Source organism: Streptomyces sp. NPDC079020, from assembly GCF_044542225.1.
Classification (GTDB): domain Bacteria; phylum Actinomycetota; class Actinomycetes; order Streptomycetales; family Streptomycetaceae; genus Streptomyces.
The window spans coordinates 43,472-57,863 of the sequence record NZ_JBITUB010000026.1; the positions used below are offsets into that span (position 1 = coordinate 43,472).

At 69.5% G+C, this 14,392-nt stretch carries 15 protein-coding genes; 11 read left to right on the forward strand and 4 right to left on the reverse strand.

The features are described from left to right. Positions 1 to 3 precede the first annotated feature (3 nt). Genes ACIGJO_RS33730 through ccsB form a run of 3 tightly spaced genes read left to right on the forward strand, consistent with a single transcriptional unit; the run spans position 4 to position 3,600 of the window. Complete coding sequence (locus ACIGJO_RS33730; RefSeq protein ID WP_399964848.1) at positions 4 to 759, forward strand: cytochrome c biogenesis CcdA family protein; 756 nt, start codon at positions 4 to 6, stop codon at positions 757 to 759. A 4-nt stretch (positions 760 to 763) separates the two neighbouring features. Next, positions 764 to 2,515, forward strand: coding sequence for a cytochrome c biogenesis protein ResB (locus tag ACIGJO_RS33735; protein ID WP_399964850.1), 1,752 nt, complete (start codon positions 764 to 766; stop codon positions 2,513 to 2,515). After that, a complete protein-coding gene (gene ccsB / locus ACIGJO_RS33740) occupies positions 2,512 to 3,600 on the forward strand; it encodes a c-type cytochrome biogenesis protein CcsB (RefSeq protein WP_399964852.1) in 1,089 nt (362 codons plus the stop codon). Before ACIGJO_RS33735 ends, ccsB begins: the two co-directional genes overlap by 4 nt. A 101-nt stretch (positions 3,601 to 3,701) precedes the next feature. On the opposite strand, the gene ACIGJO_RS33745 is transcribed toward ccsB, so the two are convergent. After that, positions 3,702 to 4,109 (reverse strand): PLD nuclease N-terminal domain-containing protein, encoded by a 408-nt coding sequence (locus ACIGJO_RS33745; RefSeq protein WP_399964854.1) that lies wholly within the window; start codon positions 4,107 to 4,109, stop codon positions 3,702 to 3,704. A gap of 143 nt (positions 4,110 to 4,252) precedes the next feature. On the opposite strand from ACIGJO_RS33745, the gene ACIGJO_RS33750 reads away from it, so the two are divergent. Beyond that, positions 4,253 to 5,710, forward strand: a complete 1,458-nt coding sequence (locus tag ACIGJO_RS33750) for a menaquinone biosynthesis decarboxylase (protein ID WP_399964857.1) — start codon at positions 4,253 to 4,255, stop codon at positions 5,708 to 5,710. Next, entirely contained in the window at positions 5,707 to 6,630 is a 924-nt protein-coding gene (gene mqnP / locus ACIGJO_RS33755; protein ID WP_399964859.1) for a menaquinone biosynthesis prenyltransferase MqnP, read from the forward strand. The genes ACIGJO_RS33750 and mqnP overlap by 4 nt, the downstream gene beginning before the upstream one ends. On the opposite strand, the gene ACIGJO_RS33760 is transcribed toward mqnP, so the two are convergent. Then, positions 6,620 to 7,216: a rhomboid family intramembrane serine protease gene (locus ACIGJO_RS33760; protein WP_399964861.1), complete on the reverse strand. Its 597-nt coding sequence runs from the start codon at positions 7,214 to 7,216 to the stop codon at positions 6,620 to 6,622. The two genes, mqnP and ACIGJO_RS33760, sit on opposite strands and share 11 nt — an antisense overlap. Before the next feature lie 154 nt (positions 7,217 to 7,370). Here ACIGJO_RS33760 and ACIGJO_RS33765 point away from each other — a divergent pair, with 154 nt between their 5' ends. Then, the gene (locus tag ACIGJO_RS33765) at positions 7,371 to 8,054 is read left to right on the forward strand and encodes a UbiX family flavin prenyltransferase (RefSeq protein WP_399964863.1); all 684 of its coding nucleotides are present in this window, start codon (positions 7,371 to 7,373) and stop codon (positions 8,052 to 8,054) included. Positions 8,055 to 8,112: 58 nt separating this feature from the next. On the opposite strand, the gene ACIGJO_RS33770 is transcribed toward ACIGJO_RS33765, so the two are convergent. Then, positions 8,113 to 8,247, reverse strand: a complete 135-nt coding sequence (locus ACIGJO_RS33770) for a hypothetical protein (protein WP_266922714.1) — start codon at positions 8,245 to 8,247, stop codon at positions 8,113 to 8,115. Between the two features lie 132 nt (positions 8,248 to 8,379). On the opposite strand from ACIGJO_RS33770, the gene ACIGJO_RS33775 reads away from it, so the two are divergent. From ACIGJO_RS33775 to ACIGJO_RS33795, 5 genes are all read left to right on the forward strand, one after another. After that, a complete protein-coding gene (locus ACIGJO_RS33775) occupies positions 8,380 to 8,835 on the forward strand; it encodes an Lrp/AsnC family transcriptional regulator (protein WP_030588629.1) in 456 nt (151 codons plus the stop codon). Between the two features lie 48 nt (positions 8,836 to 8,883). Continuing rightward, on the forward strand, positions 8,884 to 10,047 hold the full coding sequence (mqnE, locus tag ACIGJO_RS33780) for an aminofutalosine synthase MqnE (protein ID WP_266927701.1): 1,164 nt from the start codon (positions 8,884 to 8,886) through the stop codon (positions 10,045 to 10,047). 133 nt (positions 10,048 to 10,180) lie between these two features. After that, positions 10,181 to 10,708, forward strand: coding sequence for a GNAT family N-acetyltransferase (locus ACIGJO_RS33785; RefSeq protein WP_399964866.1), 528 nt, complete (start codon positions 10,181 to 10,183; stop codon positions 10,706 to 10,708). 128 nt (positions 10,709 to 10,836) lie between these two features. Continuing rightward, a complete protein-coding gene (locus ACIGJO_RS33790; RefSeq protein ID WP_399964868.1) occupies positions 10,837 to 11,130 on the forward strand; it encodes a DUF4229 domain-containing protein in 294 nt (97 codons plus the stop codon). A gap of 534 nt (positions 11,131 to 11,664) precedes the next feature. After that, positions 11,665 to 13,029, forward strand: coding sequence for a dicarboxylate/amino acid:cation symporter (locus tag ACIGJO_RS33795; RefSeq protein WP_399964870.1), 1,365 nt, complete (start codon positions 11,665 to 11,667; stop codon positions 13,027 to 13,029). A 61-nt stretch (positions 13,030 to 13,090) separates the two neighbouring features. On the opposite strand, the gene ACIGJO_RS33800 is transcribed toward ACIGJO_RS33795, so the two are convergent. After that, positions 13,091 to 14,344 (reverse strand): alpha/beta hydrolase family protein, encoded by a 1,254-nt coding sequence (locus ACIGJO_RS33800; RefSeq protein ID WP_399964872.1) that lies wholly within the window; start codon positions 14,342 to 14,344, stop codon positions 13,091 to 13,093. Positions 14,345 to 14,392: the final 48 nt, after the last annotated feature.

Here is a 14,392-nt window from a genome sequence, read left to right on the forward strand (position 1 = left end):
CCGGTGATCACGCTCGCCGCGTCCAGCGGGACCGTCGAGGGCGGGGCCCTGCTGGTGGCACTGCCGCTCGCCCTCCTCGCCGGGCTGGTCTCGTTCTTCTCGCCCTGTGTCCTGCCCCTGGTCCCCGGCTATCTGAGTTACGTCACCGGGGTCAGCGGCACCGACCTGGCCGAGGCCCGGCGCGGCCGCATCGTCGCGGGCGCCTCGCTCTTCGTGCTCGGTTTCACCGCCGTCTTCGTCTCCAGCGGAGCGCTCTTCGGCTACTTCGGCCAGGAGCTCCAGGAACACTCCGGCGTGTTCAACAAGATCCTCGGTGTGCTGATGATCCTCATGGGGATCTTCTTCATGGGGCTGCTGCCCGGGGTGACGCAGCGCGAGTTCCGCTTCCACAAGCGGCCGGTGGCCGGACTGGCCGGAGCACCGCTGCTGGGCGCGCTGTTCGGGATCGGCTGGACACCCTGCATCGGCCCGACGCTCGCCTCCGTTCTGACCCTCTCGTTCGACCAGGGCACCGCCGGACGCGGGGCGATACTGACCGTCGCGTACTGTCTCGGACTCGGCGTCCCCTTCGTCCTGGCGGCCGTCGCCTTCCGCAAGGCGCTCGGCGCCTTCGGCTGGGTCAAGCGCCACTACGCATGGGTCATGCGGATCGGCGGCGTCATGATGATCGTGACCGGAATCCTTCTGCTGACGGGTGTCTGGGAGACGCTCATGCAGGAGATGCAGGTCTGGTCCAACGGCTTCACTGTGGGGATCTGAGTTCATGAGCAAGACGAACACCACGGACGAGCGCGAGCAGGAGCGTGAACTCGGCGCCGCCGGGGAACAGCTCTCCACCGCACCGCGCGAGGAGCGCTCCGCGCGCGAGTCCGGCAGCACCGTGCCCGCCATGGGGGTCATCGGCTGGGCCCGCTGGTTCTGGCGCCAGCTCACCTCGATGCGGGTCGCGCTGATCCTGCTGTTCCTGCTGTCGCTGGGCGCCATCCCGGGCTCGCTGATCCCGCAGAACAGCGTGGACGAACTGAAGGTGCAGACCTTCAAGGAGGCCCACACCACCGTCACGCCGATCTACGAGAAGCTCCAGTTCTTCGACGTCTACAGCTCGGTGTGGTTCTCCGCGATCTACATCCTGCTGTTCATCTCGCTGATCGGCTGCATCGTCCCGCGCACCGGCCAGTTCATCGGCCAGCTGCGCAGCCGCCCGCCGGGCGCCCCCAAGCGCCTGACCCGGCTGCCCGCGTACACGACGTGGCGCACCGAGACCGACCCCGAGCAGGTCCGCGAGGCGGCCCTCGCCACCCTGCGCAAGCGGCGTTTCCGCTCGCACACGGTGGGCGACGCGGTCGCCGCGGAGAAGGGCTACCTGCGCGAGGCGGGGAACCTGCTGTTCCATGTCTCGCTCATCGTGATGCTGGTGGCCTTCGGCGCCGGGCAGCTGTTCAAGTCCGAGGGCGGCAAGCTGATCGTCGAGGGTGACGGTTTCTCCAACACGCTCACCCAGTACGACGACTTCAAGTCGGGCTCGCTGTACGACACCGACTCGCTCGTCCCGTTCAGCTTCAGCCTCGACGACTTCGTCGGTACGTACGCCAAGAGCGGCCCGCAGCGCGGTACGCCCCGGACGTACGAAGCCCGAGTGACGTACGCCGAAGGCGCGTACGGCAAGCCGAAGAAGACCGTCATCAGGGTCAACGAACCGCTGGTCGTCGACCACACCAAGGTCTATCTCAACGCGCACGGCTACGCCCCCGTCATCACCGTCAGGGACGGCAGGGGCAAGGTCGTCTCGCGGGGCGCCGTGCCGCTGCTGCCGATCGACAACAACGTCACCTCGACCGGTGCGATCAAGGTGATGGACGGCTACCGGGACAAGAACGGCAAGAAGACCCAGCTGGGTTTCCAGGCCTTCTTCGTCCCGACCTTCGCGGGCGACGGCATGGGCACGATGTTCTCCCAGTTCCCCGCCGCCGACTACCCGGTCCTGGCCCTGAACGGCTACCACGGGTCCCTCGGCGTCGACTCCGGACTGCCGCAGAACGTGTACCAGCTGGACAAGTCCAAGATGAAGGAGTTCAAGAACGCCGACGGCGAGCAGCTCAAGGAGCGGCTGCGCCCCGGCGAGACGATGGAGCTGCCCGACGGCGCCGGCTCGATCACCTTCGAGAGCGTCGAGGAGTGGGCCAGCTTCCAGATCTCGCAGCAGCCGGGCACCGGCTGGGCGCTCACCGGAGCCATCGCCGCCATCGCCGGACTCGCCGGTTCGCTGTTCATCCAGCGCCGCCGGGTGTGGGTGCGGGCGGTCCGCGGGGCGGACGGTGTCACCGTCGTCGAGATGGCCGGGCTCGGCCGCAGCGAGTCCGCGAGGCTTCCCGAGGAGCTGGCCGATCTCGCGGTCGAGCTCAACCGCGCGGCGCCCATCGCGGCCGCCGCCACCAACGGCCCCGCCGTCGCAGACGACTCCGGGTCCGATTCCGTATCACCTGCCGAAGAACCTGCCGAAGGGGCTGAGAAGTGAATCTCGCCGCCGCAACCAACGAGAATCTGGCGCACACCAGCAATGTGCTGATCTATTCGTCGATGGCCGTCTACACACTGGCCTTCTTCGCGCACATCGCGGAGTGGGTCTTCGGCAGCCGCAGCAAGGTCGGCCGCACGGCCGCCGCGCTGTCCGGGACCGGCGCCGAGGCCGCGGACTCCACGGTGAAGGTGCGGGTCGCCGGGAAGAACGGCGCCACCGCCGTTCTGGAGCGCCCCACGATCGTCACCCGCGCGGCCGCCGGCACCCGGGATGTCCCCGACGGCCCCGGCGCGGCCGGCGGCACGTTCAAGGGCGACATGTGGGGGCGGATCGCGGTCTCGCTGACCGTCGTCGGCTTCCTCGTCGAGGCGGGCGGCGTCATCGCCCGCGCGATGTCGGTGCAGCGGGCCCCCTGGGCCAACATGTACGAGTTCTCCATCACCTTCTCCACGGTGGCGGTCGGCTCGTACCTGGTGCTGCTCCTGCTGAAGAAGAACGTCCGCTGGATCGGTCTTCCGCTGGTCACCACGGTCCTGCTCGACCTCGGCATCGCCACCACCACGCTCTACACCAACAGCGACCAGCTGGTGCCCGCGCTGCACTCGTACTGGCTGTGGATCCACGTCTCCACCGCCATCCTCTGCGGTGCCGTCTTCTACCTGGGCGCGGTCGGCACGGTGCTCTACCTGTTCCGTGACGGCTACGAGAACCGGATCGCGAGCGGCGGTACGCCGGGGAAGTTCGCCACCTCCGTGCTGGAGCGGCTGCCCGCCGCGGCGACGCTGGACAAGTTCTCGTACCGGATCAACGCCGCCGTCTTCCCGCTGTGGACGTTCACGATCATCGCGGGCGCGATCTGGGCGGGCGACGCCTGGGGCCGCTACTGGGGCTGGGACCCCAAGGAGGTCTGGTCCTTCATCACCTGGGTCGCGTACGCCGCTTACCTGCACGCCCGCGCCACCGCCGGATGGAAGGGCCGCAAGGCCGCCTACCTGGCGCTCATCGCCTTCGGCTGCTGGCTGTTCAACTACTACGGCGTGAACATCTTCGTCACCGGCAAGCACTCGTACGCCGGAGTCTGAGGCCGCGGGACGCGAGTCTCCCCAGTGGTACGCGAAACGGCTGCCCGCCCCCGAGCGAAGGGGGAGGGCAGCCGTTCCACGTACGGGAGGAAGCCGGGAGGTCAGGAGGAAGCCGGCGGGGCGGGGTCCTCGGGGCCGGCGCTGCCCTCGCGGCGCTTGATCTCCTCCTCGCGGCGGCGCAGGTCCGCCTCCCAGTCCTTGAGGAGCGACTCGTCCTTCTTGTTCTCGTCCTTCAGCGCCTTCAGGAACTCCGGATTGTCGTCCGGTGCCACCCACTGCGTGCGGTGGCCGCGGTGCCACTCGGAGGGCGTACGGCCCCCGGTGGGCGCCTGGCGCAGCTTGCCGGCGGCGAGCCACACGATCGGACCGACGATCCAGAACAACAGGATGATGAAGACCCAGGCCACCTTGGGCAGATGCCTGGCCTCGTCCTCCGGAGTGTTCAGGCAGTCGATGAACGCGTAGATCGTCAGCGCCAGCGGGAGGAGATAGATCAAGGCCCTGAGCATGGTGGGAGGTCCCCCTGGAAGCGGCGGCGGGGCCGGCGGGCCCCGGTGACGCGGCCAGGCTACCGGCTGCCGGTGGACTTCCAGGGCCCGGAGTCGGGGGAGCCCCGGCGGACGGCCGGGGCGGGGATGACAAACTGGACGGCATGGCTTACGACGATCTTCGCTCCCTGCTCCGGGCTCTTGAGCGTGAGGGCGATCTCAAGCGCATCAAGGCCGAGGTCGACCCGCACCTGGAGGTCGGTGAGATCGTCGACCGGGTGAACAAGGCGGGCGGTCCCGCGCTGCTCTTCGAGAACGTCAAGGGCGCCTCGATGCCCCTGGCCATGAACGTCTTCGGCACCGACCGGCGGCTGCTCAAGGCGCTCGGGCTGAAGTCGTACGCCGACATCAGCGACAAGATCGGCGGGCTGCTCAAGCCGGAGCTGCCCCAGGGCTTCATCGGGGTGCGGGAGGCCTTCGGGAAGCTCGGCTCGATGGTGCACGTGCCGCCGAAGAAGGTGAAGGGCGACAGCGCTCCGGTCCAGGAGGTCGTCCTCACCGGGGACGACGTGGACCTCGACCGGCTGCCCGCGCTCTTCACCTGGCCCGAGGACGGCGGCTCCTTCTTCAACCTGGGGCTCACGCACACCAAGCACCCCGAGACCGGCGTGCGGAACCTGGGGCTGTACCGGCTCCAGCGCCACGACAAGCGCACCATCGGGATGCACTGGCAGATCCACAAGGACAGCCGCAACCACTACCAGGCCGCCGCGAAGCGCGGGGAGCGGCTGCCGGTCGCCATCGCCTTCGGCGCCCCGCCCGCGGTGACGTACGCCTCGACCGCGCCGCTGCCCGGGGACATCGACGAGTACCTCTTCGCCGGGTTCATCCAGGGCAAGCGGATCGAGATGGTCGACTGCAAGACCGTGCCGCTCCAGGTCCCCGCACAGGCCGAGGTCGTCATCGAGGGGTGGCTGGAGCCGGGCGAGATGCTGCCGGAGGGGCCCTTCGGCGACCACACCGGCTTCTACACCCCGCAGGAACCGTTCCCCGCGCTGACCATCGACTGCGTGACCATGCGCAGGCGGCCGCTGCTCCAGTCCATCGTGGTCGGCCGGCCGCCGACCGAGGACGGGCCGCTGGGGCGGGCCACCGAGCGGTTCTTCCTGCCGCTGCTCAAGATCATCGTGCCGGACATCGTGGACTACCACCTGCCGGAGTCGGGCGGCTTCCACAACTGCGCGATCGTCTCGATCGACAAGAAGTACCCCAAGCACGCCCAGAAGGTGATGAGCGCGGTCTGGGGCGCGCACATGATGTCGCTGACCAAGCTGATCGTGGTCGTGGACGCCGACTGCGATGTCCACGATCTGCACGAGGTCGCCTGGCGGGCGCTGGGCAACACCGACTACGCCCGTGACCTGACCGTCGTCGAGGGGCCGGTCGACCACCTCGACCACGCCTCGTACCAGCAGTTCTGGGGCGGCAAGGCGGGCATCGACGCGACGAGGAAGTGGCCCGAGGAGGGCTACACCCGGGACGGGGGCTGGCCGGAGATGGTCGAGTCCGACCCGGAGACGGCGGCGAAGGTCGACCGCCGCTGGAAGGAATACGGACTGTGAGTGCCGCCGACGCAGCACTGGGCTCCGGCTCCGGCTCCGCAGAGCCGAGCAGCAGGATCAAGGCGTTCCTGCGGCTCGTGATGATCGAGCACTCGGTCTTCGCGCTGCCCTTCGCGTACATCGCCGCGCTGACCGCGATGTTCCGGCTGGACGGGAACATCCACTGGGGCACGCTGCTGCTCGTCACCCTGGCGATGGTCGGGCTGCGTACGTTCGCGATGGCCGCCAACCGGATCATCGACCGGGAGATCGACGCCCGTAATCCGCGTACGGCCAACCGCGAACTGGTCACCGGCGCGGTGTCGGTGAAGTCGGCGTGGACGGGGGCGCTGGTCGCTCTCGCCGTCTTCCTCGGCGCCGCCGCGCTGCTGAACCCGCTGTGCCTGGCGCTCGCGCCGCTCGCCGTCGTGCCGATGGTCGTCTACCCGTACGGCAAGCGGTTCACGAACTACCCGCACGCGATCCTGGGGCTCGCCCAGGCCATCGGGCCGGTCGGCGCCTGGCTCGCGGTGACCGGCAGCTGGTCGTGGGACGCGGTGATCCTGGGGCTCGCCGTCGGTATCTGGATCGGTGGCTTCGACCTGATCTTCGCCTGTCAGGACGTGCAGGCGGACCGGGCCCACGGGGTGCTGTCGGTCCCGGCCCGCTTCGGGATTCCGGCCGCGCTGTGGGGCGCGCGGGTCTGCCATGTGATCACGGCCGGGATGCTGGTCTGGTTCGGGCTGGCCACGGACGCGGAGCACTTCTACTGGATCGGCATGGCGATCGTCGCCGTGGCGTTCGGCTACGAGCACCGCGTGGTGCGGCCGCACGATCTGTCCCGGCTGAACAGGGCCTTCTTCTCCGTCAACGGCTTCATCGGCATCGCCCTCTTCGCGTGCGCGCTGCTGGACCTGGTGGTGCGTGGCCTCACACCGTGAGGGCCCGGGGCGTGCGGCGGAAGGCGAAGGCCGCGCCGACCCCGCCGATCAGCCCGAAGAGGTGACCCTGCCAGCTGATGCCGGAGTCGGTGGGCAGGACGCCCCAGAGCAGTGAGCCGTAGACCGCGGCGACGACGAGTCCGACCACGATGTCGAGCGGCCGACGGTCCACGAAGCCGCGGACCAGCAGATAGCCGAAGAGGCCGAAGACGACCCCGGACGCGCCGAGCGTCACGGTGTCCGGCGGTGCGGTCAGCCAGACGCCGAGGCCGCTGACCACGATGATCGTGAGGACCACGGCGGCGAATCTGCGTATCCCGGCGAGAGCCGCGATGAAGCCGAGGACCAGCAGCGGAACGCTGTTGGAGGCGACATGGTCCCAGCCGCCGTGCAGGAACGCGGACGGCACGATGTCGCGCAGCTCGGCCGGTTCGCGCGGTGTGACGCCGTAGGTGTCCAGGGCGTGTCCGGTCGCCGTGTCGATGCCTTCGAGAACCCACAGCAGGGCGACCCAGCCCGCCATGAGCGCGCCGGCCGTCCGGGCCCGTGCGCCGGCGGTGGTCGTCGTGGTGGTGTTCGTACGCATGTCCCTCATGGCTGGCCCCTGCCCCCGGCTTGCCCGTCACCCTGGGAACGTCCCTCACCTCCGCCCGGTTCCGGGCGGGGTACGCGGACGTGTTCCGGGTGCGGTGTACGCAGAGGCGCCGGATAGGCTCGCGGGTGTGAAATCCGGGACTTCAGTGACTCAGCGGCAGCGACGGCCTTGGATTGTCGGGGTGTCCGGCGCGTCGGGGACTCCGTTCGCGGCCGCGGTCCTGCGCGGCCTGCTGGCCGGCGGCGAGAGTGTGGACCTGGTGGTGAGCCGTGCCTCGCGGCTGACCCTGCTGGACGAGACGGGGATCGCGTTCCGCGACGCGCACTGGCAGCAGGACCTGCGCGGCTGGCTGGCGCGGGGGGCGGACGGGAGGCCGGACACCTTCGAGGTGGGCGCGGCGGAGCTGGACCGGGTGCGGTACTGGGCGGCCGGTGACCTGGCGGCCGGGCCGTCCTCGGGCTCGTACCCGGCCAAGGGGATGCTGATCGTTCCGGCGTCGACGGCCTGTGTGGCCGGGGTGGCGCTCGGTCTGTCGAAGGATCTGCTCCAGCGGGCCGCGAGCGTGACGCTCAAGGAGCGGCGCCCGCTCGTCGTCGCGGTGCGCGAGACGCCGCTGAGCGGTCGGACGCTGAAGCAGATGGTGGCCCTGGACGAGGCGGGCGCCGTGGTGCTGCCCGCCTCCCCGGCGTTCTACGCGGGGGCGACGCACATCCAGGATCTGGTGGACTTCGTCGCCGGGCGGGTGCTGGACGCGGCAGGGGTGCCGCATCAGCTGTACCGCCGCTGGAAGGGAGAGCTCGGTGGTGGCTCCCGCGGCTCGGAGGGGTGAGCGCGGGGCCGGCCGGGGAACCGGCCGGGCGGGTGCGCCCGGGGCTGATCCGGTGGGGTCAGCGCTTCTTGGCGGCGCGCGGGTTGCGCGTCTTGTCGACGCGGTGCGCGGCGGTGGGCTGGTGGGCACGCGAGCGGTTGGCCAGGTCCTGCAGCTCGCGCATCCGGGCGTAGGCCATCTCGATCGTGTACACGGTGACTTCACTCCTGAAGATTCGAAAGCGATTCTTGGATGTTCTGAAAGATTTGCAGGGCGTCGACCCTGCATGCCTTAGATTCTACACGTAAACTCGCGGTACTGCTGAACAATGGAAGGTTCCAGTCATATGGACGCGGTGGACAGGCAGCTCATCCAGGCCCTCAGGGAGAACGGCAGGGCCTCGTACGCCGAGCTCGGGCGGCTCGTCGGGCTCTCCGGGCCCAGCGTCACCGACCGCATCAACCGGCTGGAGACCGCCGGGGTCATCACCGGATACCGCGCCACCGTCGACTCCGCCTCGCTCGGCCTCGGGGTCACCGCGCTGATCGGCATCTCGCTGTCGGACGCCGCCGACCACGAGGACGTCGCGCGCCGGCTGAAGGACCTCGCGGAGATCGAGGACTGCTGGTTCATCGCGGGCGACGACTCGTACATGCTCAAGGTGCGGGTCGGTGACGTGGACGGCCTGGAGAAGACGATCCGCAGGCTCAGCGGCACGAAGGGCGTCTCCCGGACCCGTACCACCATCGTGCTGTCCACCAAGTGGGAGAACCGGGTCGGGGAACTTCCGGAAGAGCCGTAGGCGTACGGTGGGCGGAGTCTGTTACGTAGAGATATGGGAGGCGCCCTAGTGGACGCGGGACTCAAGCGCGAGCTGGAGGAGAAGGTCCGGGCCGGCGAGCGGCTGACCCGCGAGGACGGGATCGCCCTCTACGAGTCCGACGATCTGGCGTGGCTCGGCGGGCTGGCCCATGAGGTGCGCACGCGCAAGAACGGCGACGTCGTGCACTTCAACGTCAACCGTCACCTCAACATGACGAACGTGTGCACCGCGTCGTGCGCGTACTGCTCCTTCCAGCGCAAGCCGGGGGAGAAGGACGCGTACACGATGCGGATCGAGGAGGCCGTCCGCCTCGCCAAGGCGATGGAGAACGAGAACCTCACCGAGCTCCACATCGTCAACGGGCTCCACCCCACCCTTCCCTGGCGCTACTACCCGCGCTCGCTCAGCGCGCTGAAGGAGGCCCTGCCGAACGTAGGGCTCAAGGCGTTCACGGCGACGGAGATCCACCACTTCGAGACGATCTCCGGGCTCTCGGCCTCCGAGATCCTCGACGAGCTGATCGAGGCCGGTCTGGAGTCGCTGACCGGCGGCGGCGCGGAGATCTTCGACTGGGAGGTCCGCCAGCACATCGTCGACCACGACACCCACTGGGAGGACTGGTCGCGCATCCACCGTCTCGCGCACGAGAAGGGGCTCAAGACCCCGGCGACGATGCTGTACGGGCACATCGAGGAGCCCCGTCACCGTGTCGACCACGTGCTGCGGCTGCGGGAGATGCAGGACGAGACCGGCGGGTTCCAGGTCTTCATCCCGCTGCGCTACCAGCACGACTTCGTGGACATGAAGGACGGCAAGGTCCGCAACAAGCTCCAGGCGCGTACGACGATGGCGACCGGCGCCGAGGCGCTGAAGACCTTCGCGGTCTCCCGGCTGCTGTTCGACAACGTCCCGCACGTCAAGGTGTTCTGGGTGATGCACGGTGTGCAGACGGCCCAGCTCGCGCTGCAGCACGGCGCGGACGACATGGACGGCTCCGTCGTCGAGTACAAGATCACGCACGACGCGGACAACTACGGCACGCCGAACAAGCTCGGCCGTGACGACCTGCTGGACCTGATCCGCGACGCGGGCTTCCGGCCCGTCGAGCGCAACACCCGCTACGAGATCCTGCGCGAGTACCCGGGCCCGGACGCCGGCCGGCGCGAGGAGCCGCAGCCGATGCGGGTCTGAACCGTGTCCGTGTGAGGTGATTCCGCCGTACGGGATCCCCCGGCACGAAAGCCCCGGCCGCCGTCCCGGCCGGGGCTTTCTCGCGTTCCGGACAGGGTTGAGCGTTAACCGCAGTAATGGTTACTCTCGCCCAATGGCACTTACATTTGAGCTTGACCCCGCGTTCGACCGGTCCCTGCGTGACGGCATCACCGCGCTGTGGGCCGATGTCACCGACGCGGGCGGCGCCGTCGGCTTCGTACCGCCCGCCAGTGCCGAGGAGATCCGGCCGGAACTGCTCAAGCACCTCGTCTCGATCGTCGAGGGCCGCACTCGGCTGCTCGTCGGCTACGACGGGAACGGCGCCGTCGCCGCCACGGCCTTCCTCGCCCACAACGCGCACCGGCTGATGAGCCACTGGATGTGGCTCTACACGGTCATGGTCCACCCCCGCCACCAGGGGCGGGGCTTCGGCCGGGAGCTGATGGCCGCGGCGGCCGACGCGGCCCGCGGGATCGACGGCATCGAGGCCATCCGCCTCACCTGCCGGGGCGGCACCGGGGCCGACCGCTTCTACGCCTCCTGCGGATACAAGGAGGTGGGGCGGGTACCGGGCGCGATCCGGGTCGCCGACGGGGACGACCGCGACGACATCATCATGCTGCTCCCGCTCCACGGCTGAACCACCGCGCGCCCGCCCGTCCGGCCACCCGGTAACCCTGTGAACCCAGTGAATTCGGGGCATGCTTCACTGGACGGGCAGGAATGTGCCGCGAGGCACGCACCACGAATGCAGAGAGAGGGTCAGCCGTGTCCGCTGCCAAGCCGAGCGCAACGATCCGGTACACGGCGTTGCGCCTGTTGATCTTCGTCGGCTGCTTCTTCGTCTCCGGTGTGGCCGTCCACTTCGGTGTGCTGCCCTCCGGGCTCGCGGGGTCCAACTTCGTGTGGGTCATCCTGCTGGGCCTGGTCCTCTCCGCCCCGCTCAGCTATGTGCTGCTGCGCAAGCAGCGCGACGAGATGTCCGAGCAGCTGATCACCACGGTCGACCGGACCAAGGCCCGTCTTGAGGCCAACCGGACCCGCGAGGACGCCGTTCAGTAGCCGCGGCCCGGCGGGCGCGGGTCCGCCGAGCGTGCCGCTCGGCGGACCCGCGCAGGCGTGGCCCGGCAGGCGCCCCGGCGCGAGCCGGGCGGACGCCCCCCGTGCTGCATAAGCGCCGCGTAAGCTTCCTCACACTCACGCCCCGCACGCCTCCCGCGCGTGCCCCGCGCAGGAAACCCCGGACCGGAGCAGACCGCTCCAGTGCTGGGGTTTTCCGTTTCTCCGGGTGTGCGGGACCGGACCGCGCCGCGTTCCCGGATCAAAGAAGGCCTTTGAGGTTCTCAAAGTTCAAGTGTTAACGTATTCGACATGAAGACAGCAGCGCGCCCCTGCCACGCCGCGAGCGTCCCGCTCGTGGCGCGCCTGCATGTCGACCTCTGCCGCTGTATGTCCGCGGTCTGTTGCCGCAACGTCTGAATCGGCATCATGCAGCGGCGCCGCCCCTGACGCGGGCGCCGCACCCCGTCCCCGTTCGACCGCACGACCGTACGTCCGCACCCGTACGTCCCCGCTGCGTCCATCAGGAGTGTGTCCGTGTCCGCGAATTCCGCGTCCGCCGCCCCCGAGACCGGTAAGTCCGCCGGTTCCGGGTCCCGCATACCGAAGGTCCCGTTCTGGGCCCAGATCGTCGCCGGTCTGGTGCTCGGTGTCCTGCTCGGCTGGCTCGCCCGCAGCCAGGACATCAGCTGGCTCTACACCACCCTCGACAAGATCGGCCACATCTTCGTCCAGCTGCTGAAGCTGGCCGTCGCGCCCCTGGTCTTCTTCGCGATCCTGGTGTCGATCACCAACCTGCGCAAGGTCAACAACGCCGCCAGGCTGGCCACCCGCACCCTGCTCTGGTTCATGATCACCTCGCTGATCGCCGTCGCCATCGGCCTCGCGATCGGACTGATCACCAACCCGGGCTCCGGCACCGGCCTCACGCCGAAGGACGGCAAGCTCCCCGAGGGCAAGGGCTCCTGGCTCGACTTCCTGACCGGCATCATCCCGGACAACGTGATCACACCGTTCACCGAGCTGAACGTCCTCCAGATCGTCTTCATGGCCGCCGTCGCCGGTATCGCCGCGCTCCAGCTCGGCGACAGGGCCAAGCCGATCCTCACCCTCAGCGAGGCCGTTCTGGAGCTGCTCCAGAAGGCCCTGTGGTGGGTCATCCGCCTCGCCCCGATCGGCACCGTCGGCCTCATCGGCTATGCGATCGCGGACTACGGCTGGGACCTCATCGGCAAGTACGCGACGTTCACCGCCGATGTCTACATCGGCTGCGCCCTGGTGATGTTCGGCGTCTACCCGCTGCTGCTCGCCACCGTCGCCAAGGTCAGCCCGCTCCAGTTCTTCAAGGGCGCCTGGCCCGCGATCCAGCTCGCGTTCGTCTCCCGCTCCTCGGTCGGCACGATGCCGGTCACCCAGAAGGTCACCGAGCGCCTCGGTGTGCCGAAGGAGTACGCGTCCTTCGCCGTCCCGTTCGGCGCGACCACCAAGATGGACGGCTGCGCCGCGATCTACCCGGCGCTGGCGGCGATCTTCATCGCGCAGATCTTCGACGTGCAGCTGGGCATCGGTGACTACCTGCTGATCGCCTTCGTCTCGGTCATCGGCTCGGCGGCCACCGCCGGTCTCACCGGTGCGACGGTCATGCTGACCCTCACCCTCTCGACGCTCGGCCTCCCGCTGGAGGGCGTCGGCCTGCTGATGGCCATCGACCCCATCCTGGACATGATGCGCACCGCCACCAACGTGGCCGGGCAGGCGCTGGTCCCGGTGATCGTCTCGGCCCGCGAGAAGATCCTCGACCACGAGGCGTACAACTCGGCCTCCTCGTCCCCGGTCGACGGGATCGGCCCGGCCGACGTCCGTGACGCGGAGCAGAAGGTGAGCCTCCCGGTCACCGCGTGACAACGACACCCGTACGACGGAGCGCCCCCGGACCCGACGGTCCGGGGGCGCTCCGCTGTCGTCAGGGGTTGTGGAAGACCACCTCGGGGTTGGCCGGGGTGGGGCCGTCGAGCAGGGGACGGTGACGGTCGCGCAGGTTCCGGTCGAAGAAGGCGGTCACGTAGCCCCGGGTGATCTCCGTCGAACGGGTCGCGGAGATCGGTACCGTGGGGTCCTCCAGTCCGAGCTGTTCGGAGAGCTCGGGGGTGTCGGTGAACGTGAAGTGGCCGGAGCCCGTGACGGTCAGCCAGCGCTTCCAGCCGTCCAGCCGCGCGAAGTCCTCCTTCCAGGTCGTGTCGGCGCTGCCCGGGGAGTGATCGACGGCGGTGCCGAGCAGCATGAAGGGGCGGCCGCCGAGACCGGATTCGGGAACGCGCCCGAAGAACGTCCCGTCCATGTTGATCCCGGCGTCCACCCGGTGGTCGGTGGCCATCGTGGAGACGGCCGCGCTGCCGCCGATGGAGTGGCCCGCCGTGCCGACCCGGTCGGGGTCGATCAGACCGGCGTACCGCCAGGCCCGCGGGTGCGAACCGTTCCGCCGCTCCCCGGTCAGCCGGTCCAGTACGAAGGAGAGGTCGGTGCCCCGTCCGGCGGAGACGGCGGCGAGGAGCTTCTTCTTGGCCTCCATGTCCGGTGCCTTCTCCAGGGCATCGCACGCGGCGCAGGTGAGCACCCGGCCGTCGGGAAGGGACGTCCCGGACGACTCGTAGGCGTGGTCGACGGTCGCCACGACGTAGCCGCGGCTCGCCAGTTCCCCGGCCAGGCCGGTCAGCGTCGCGCGGGGTGTGCCGAAGCCGGGGGAGAGCAGCACCAGCGGGAACCTGCCGCCGGCCGGGCGTGCGTCCTCACGGACATGGGTGCGGGTGCCGGCGACCACGGCCGGCGGGATGGCCTCGTCCAGACCGCGCTCGGCCAGGAAGAGCCTGGCCTCCTCCAGCGTCATGTACGCGGCCGGGGTGCCGCCGCCGTGCCGCCGGGCGGGGTAGTCCACCGACACCATCAGCTCCCGGGCGTCCGCTTCGGGCACCCAGGGATCCTTGCGGGAGTGATCGGTCAGGAGGAACGTGTCGCGGCCGACCGCGTACCTGCCGGTCGGACGGGGAAGCGTCAGCGGCTCGGCGTTGCTGCCGGTGCTTCCGGCGATGGCGCTCGTGTCGCTCGTGGCGGTTGTCGAAGCTGATCCCGCTGTCGCCGCGGTGGCGGGTGCGGCGAGGGTCGCGGCGGTCGCTAAGGCAACGACCATGACTGCCGTACGGCTGCGAAGGCTGGTCTTCATGCCGTGAACGGTAGGACGGAGGGGCGGCGTCCACATCATGCGGCGGTG

Coding starts and splice junctions, on each gene's coding strand:
- ACIGJO_RS33735 (WP_399964850.1), top strand. CDS start 764: ATGAGCAAGACGAACACCACGGACGAGCGCGAGCAGGAGCGTGAACTC.
- ACIGJO_RS33745 (WP_399964854.1), bottom strand. CDS start 4,109: ATGCTCAGGGCCTTGATCTATCTCCTCCCGCTGGCGCTGACGATCTAC.
- ACIGJO_RS33750 (WP_399964857.1), top strand. CDS start 4,253: ATGGCTTACGACGATCTTCGCTCCCTGCTCCGGGCTCTTGAGCGTGAG.
- ACIGJO_RS33760 (WP_399964861.1), bottom strand. CDS start 7,216: ATGCGTACGAACACCACCACGACGACCACCGCCGGCGCACGGGCCCGG.
- ACIGJO_RS33775 (WP_030588629.1), top strand. CDS start 8,380: ATGGACGCGGTGGACAGGCAGCTCATCCAGGCCCTCAGGGAGAACGGC.
- ACIGJO_RS33785 (WP_399964866.1), top strand. CDS start 10,181: ATGGCACTTACATTTGAGCTTGACCCCGCGTTCGACCGGTCCCTGCGT.
- ACIGJO_RS33800 (WP_399964872.1), bottom strand. CDS start 14,344: ATGAAGACCAGCCTTCGCAGCCGTACGGCAGTCATGGTCGTTGCCTTA.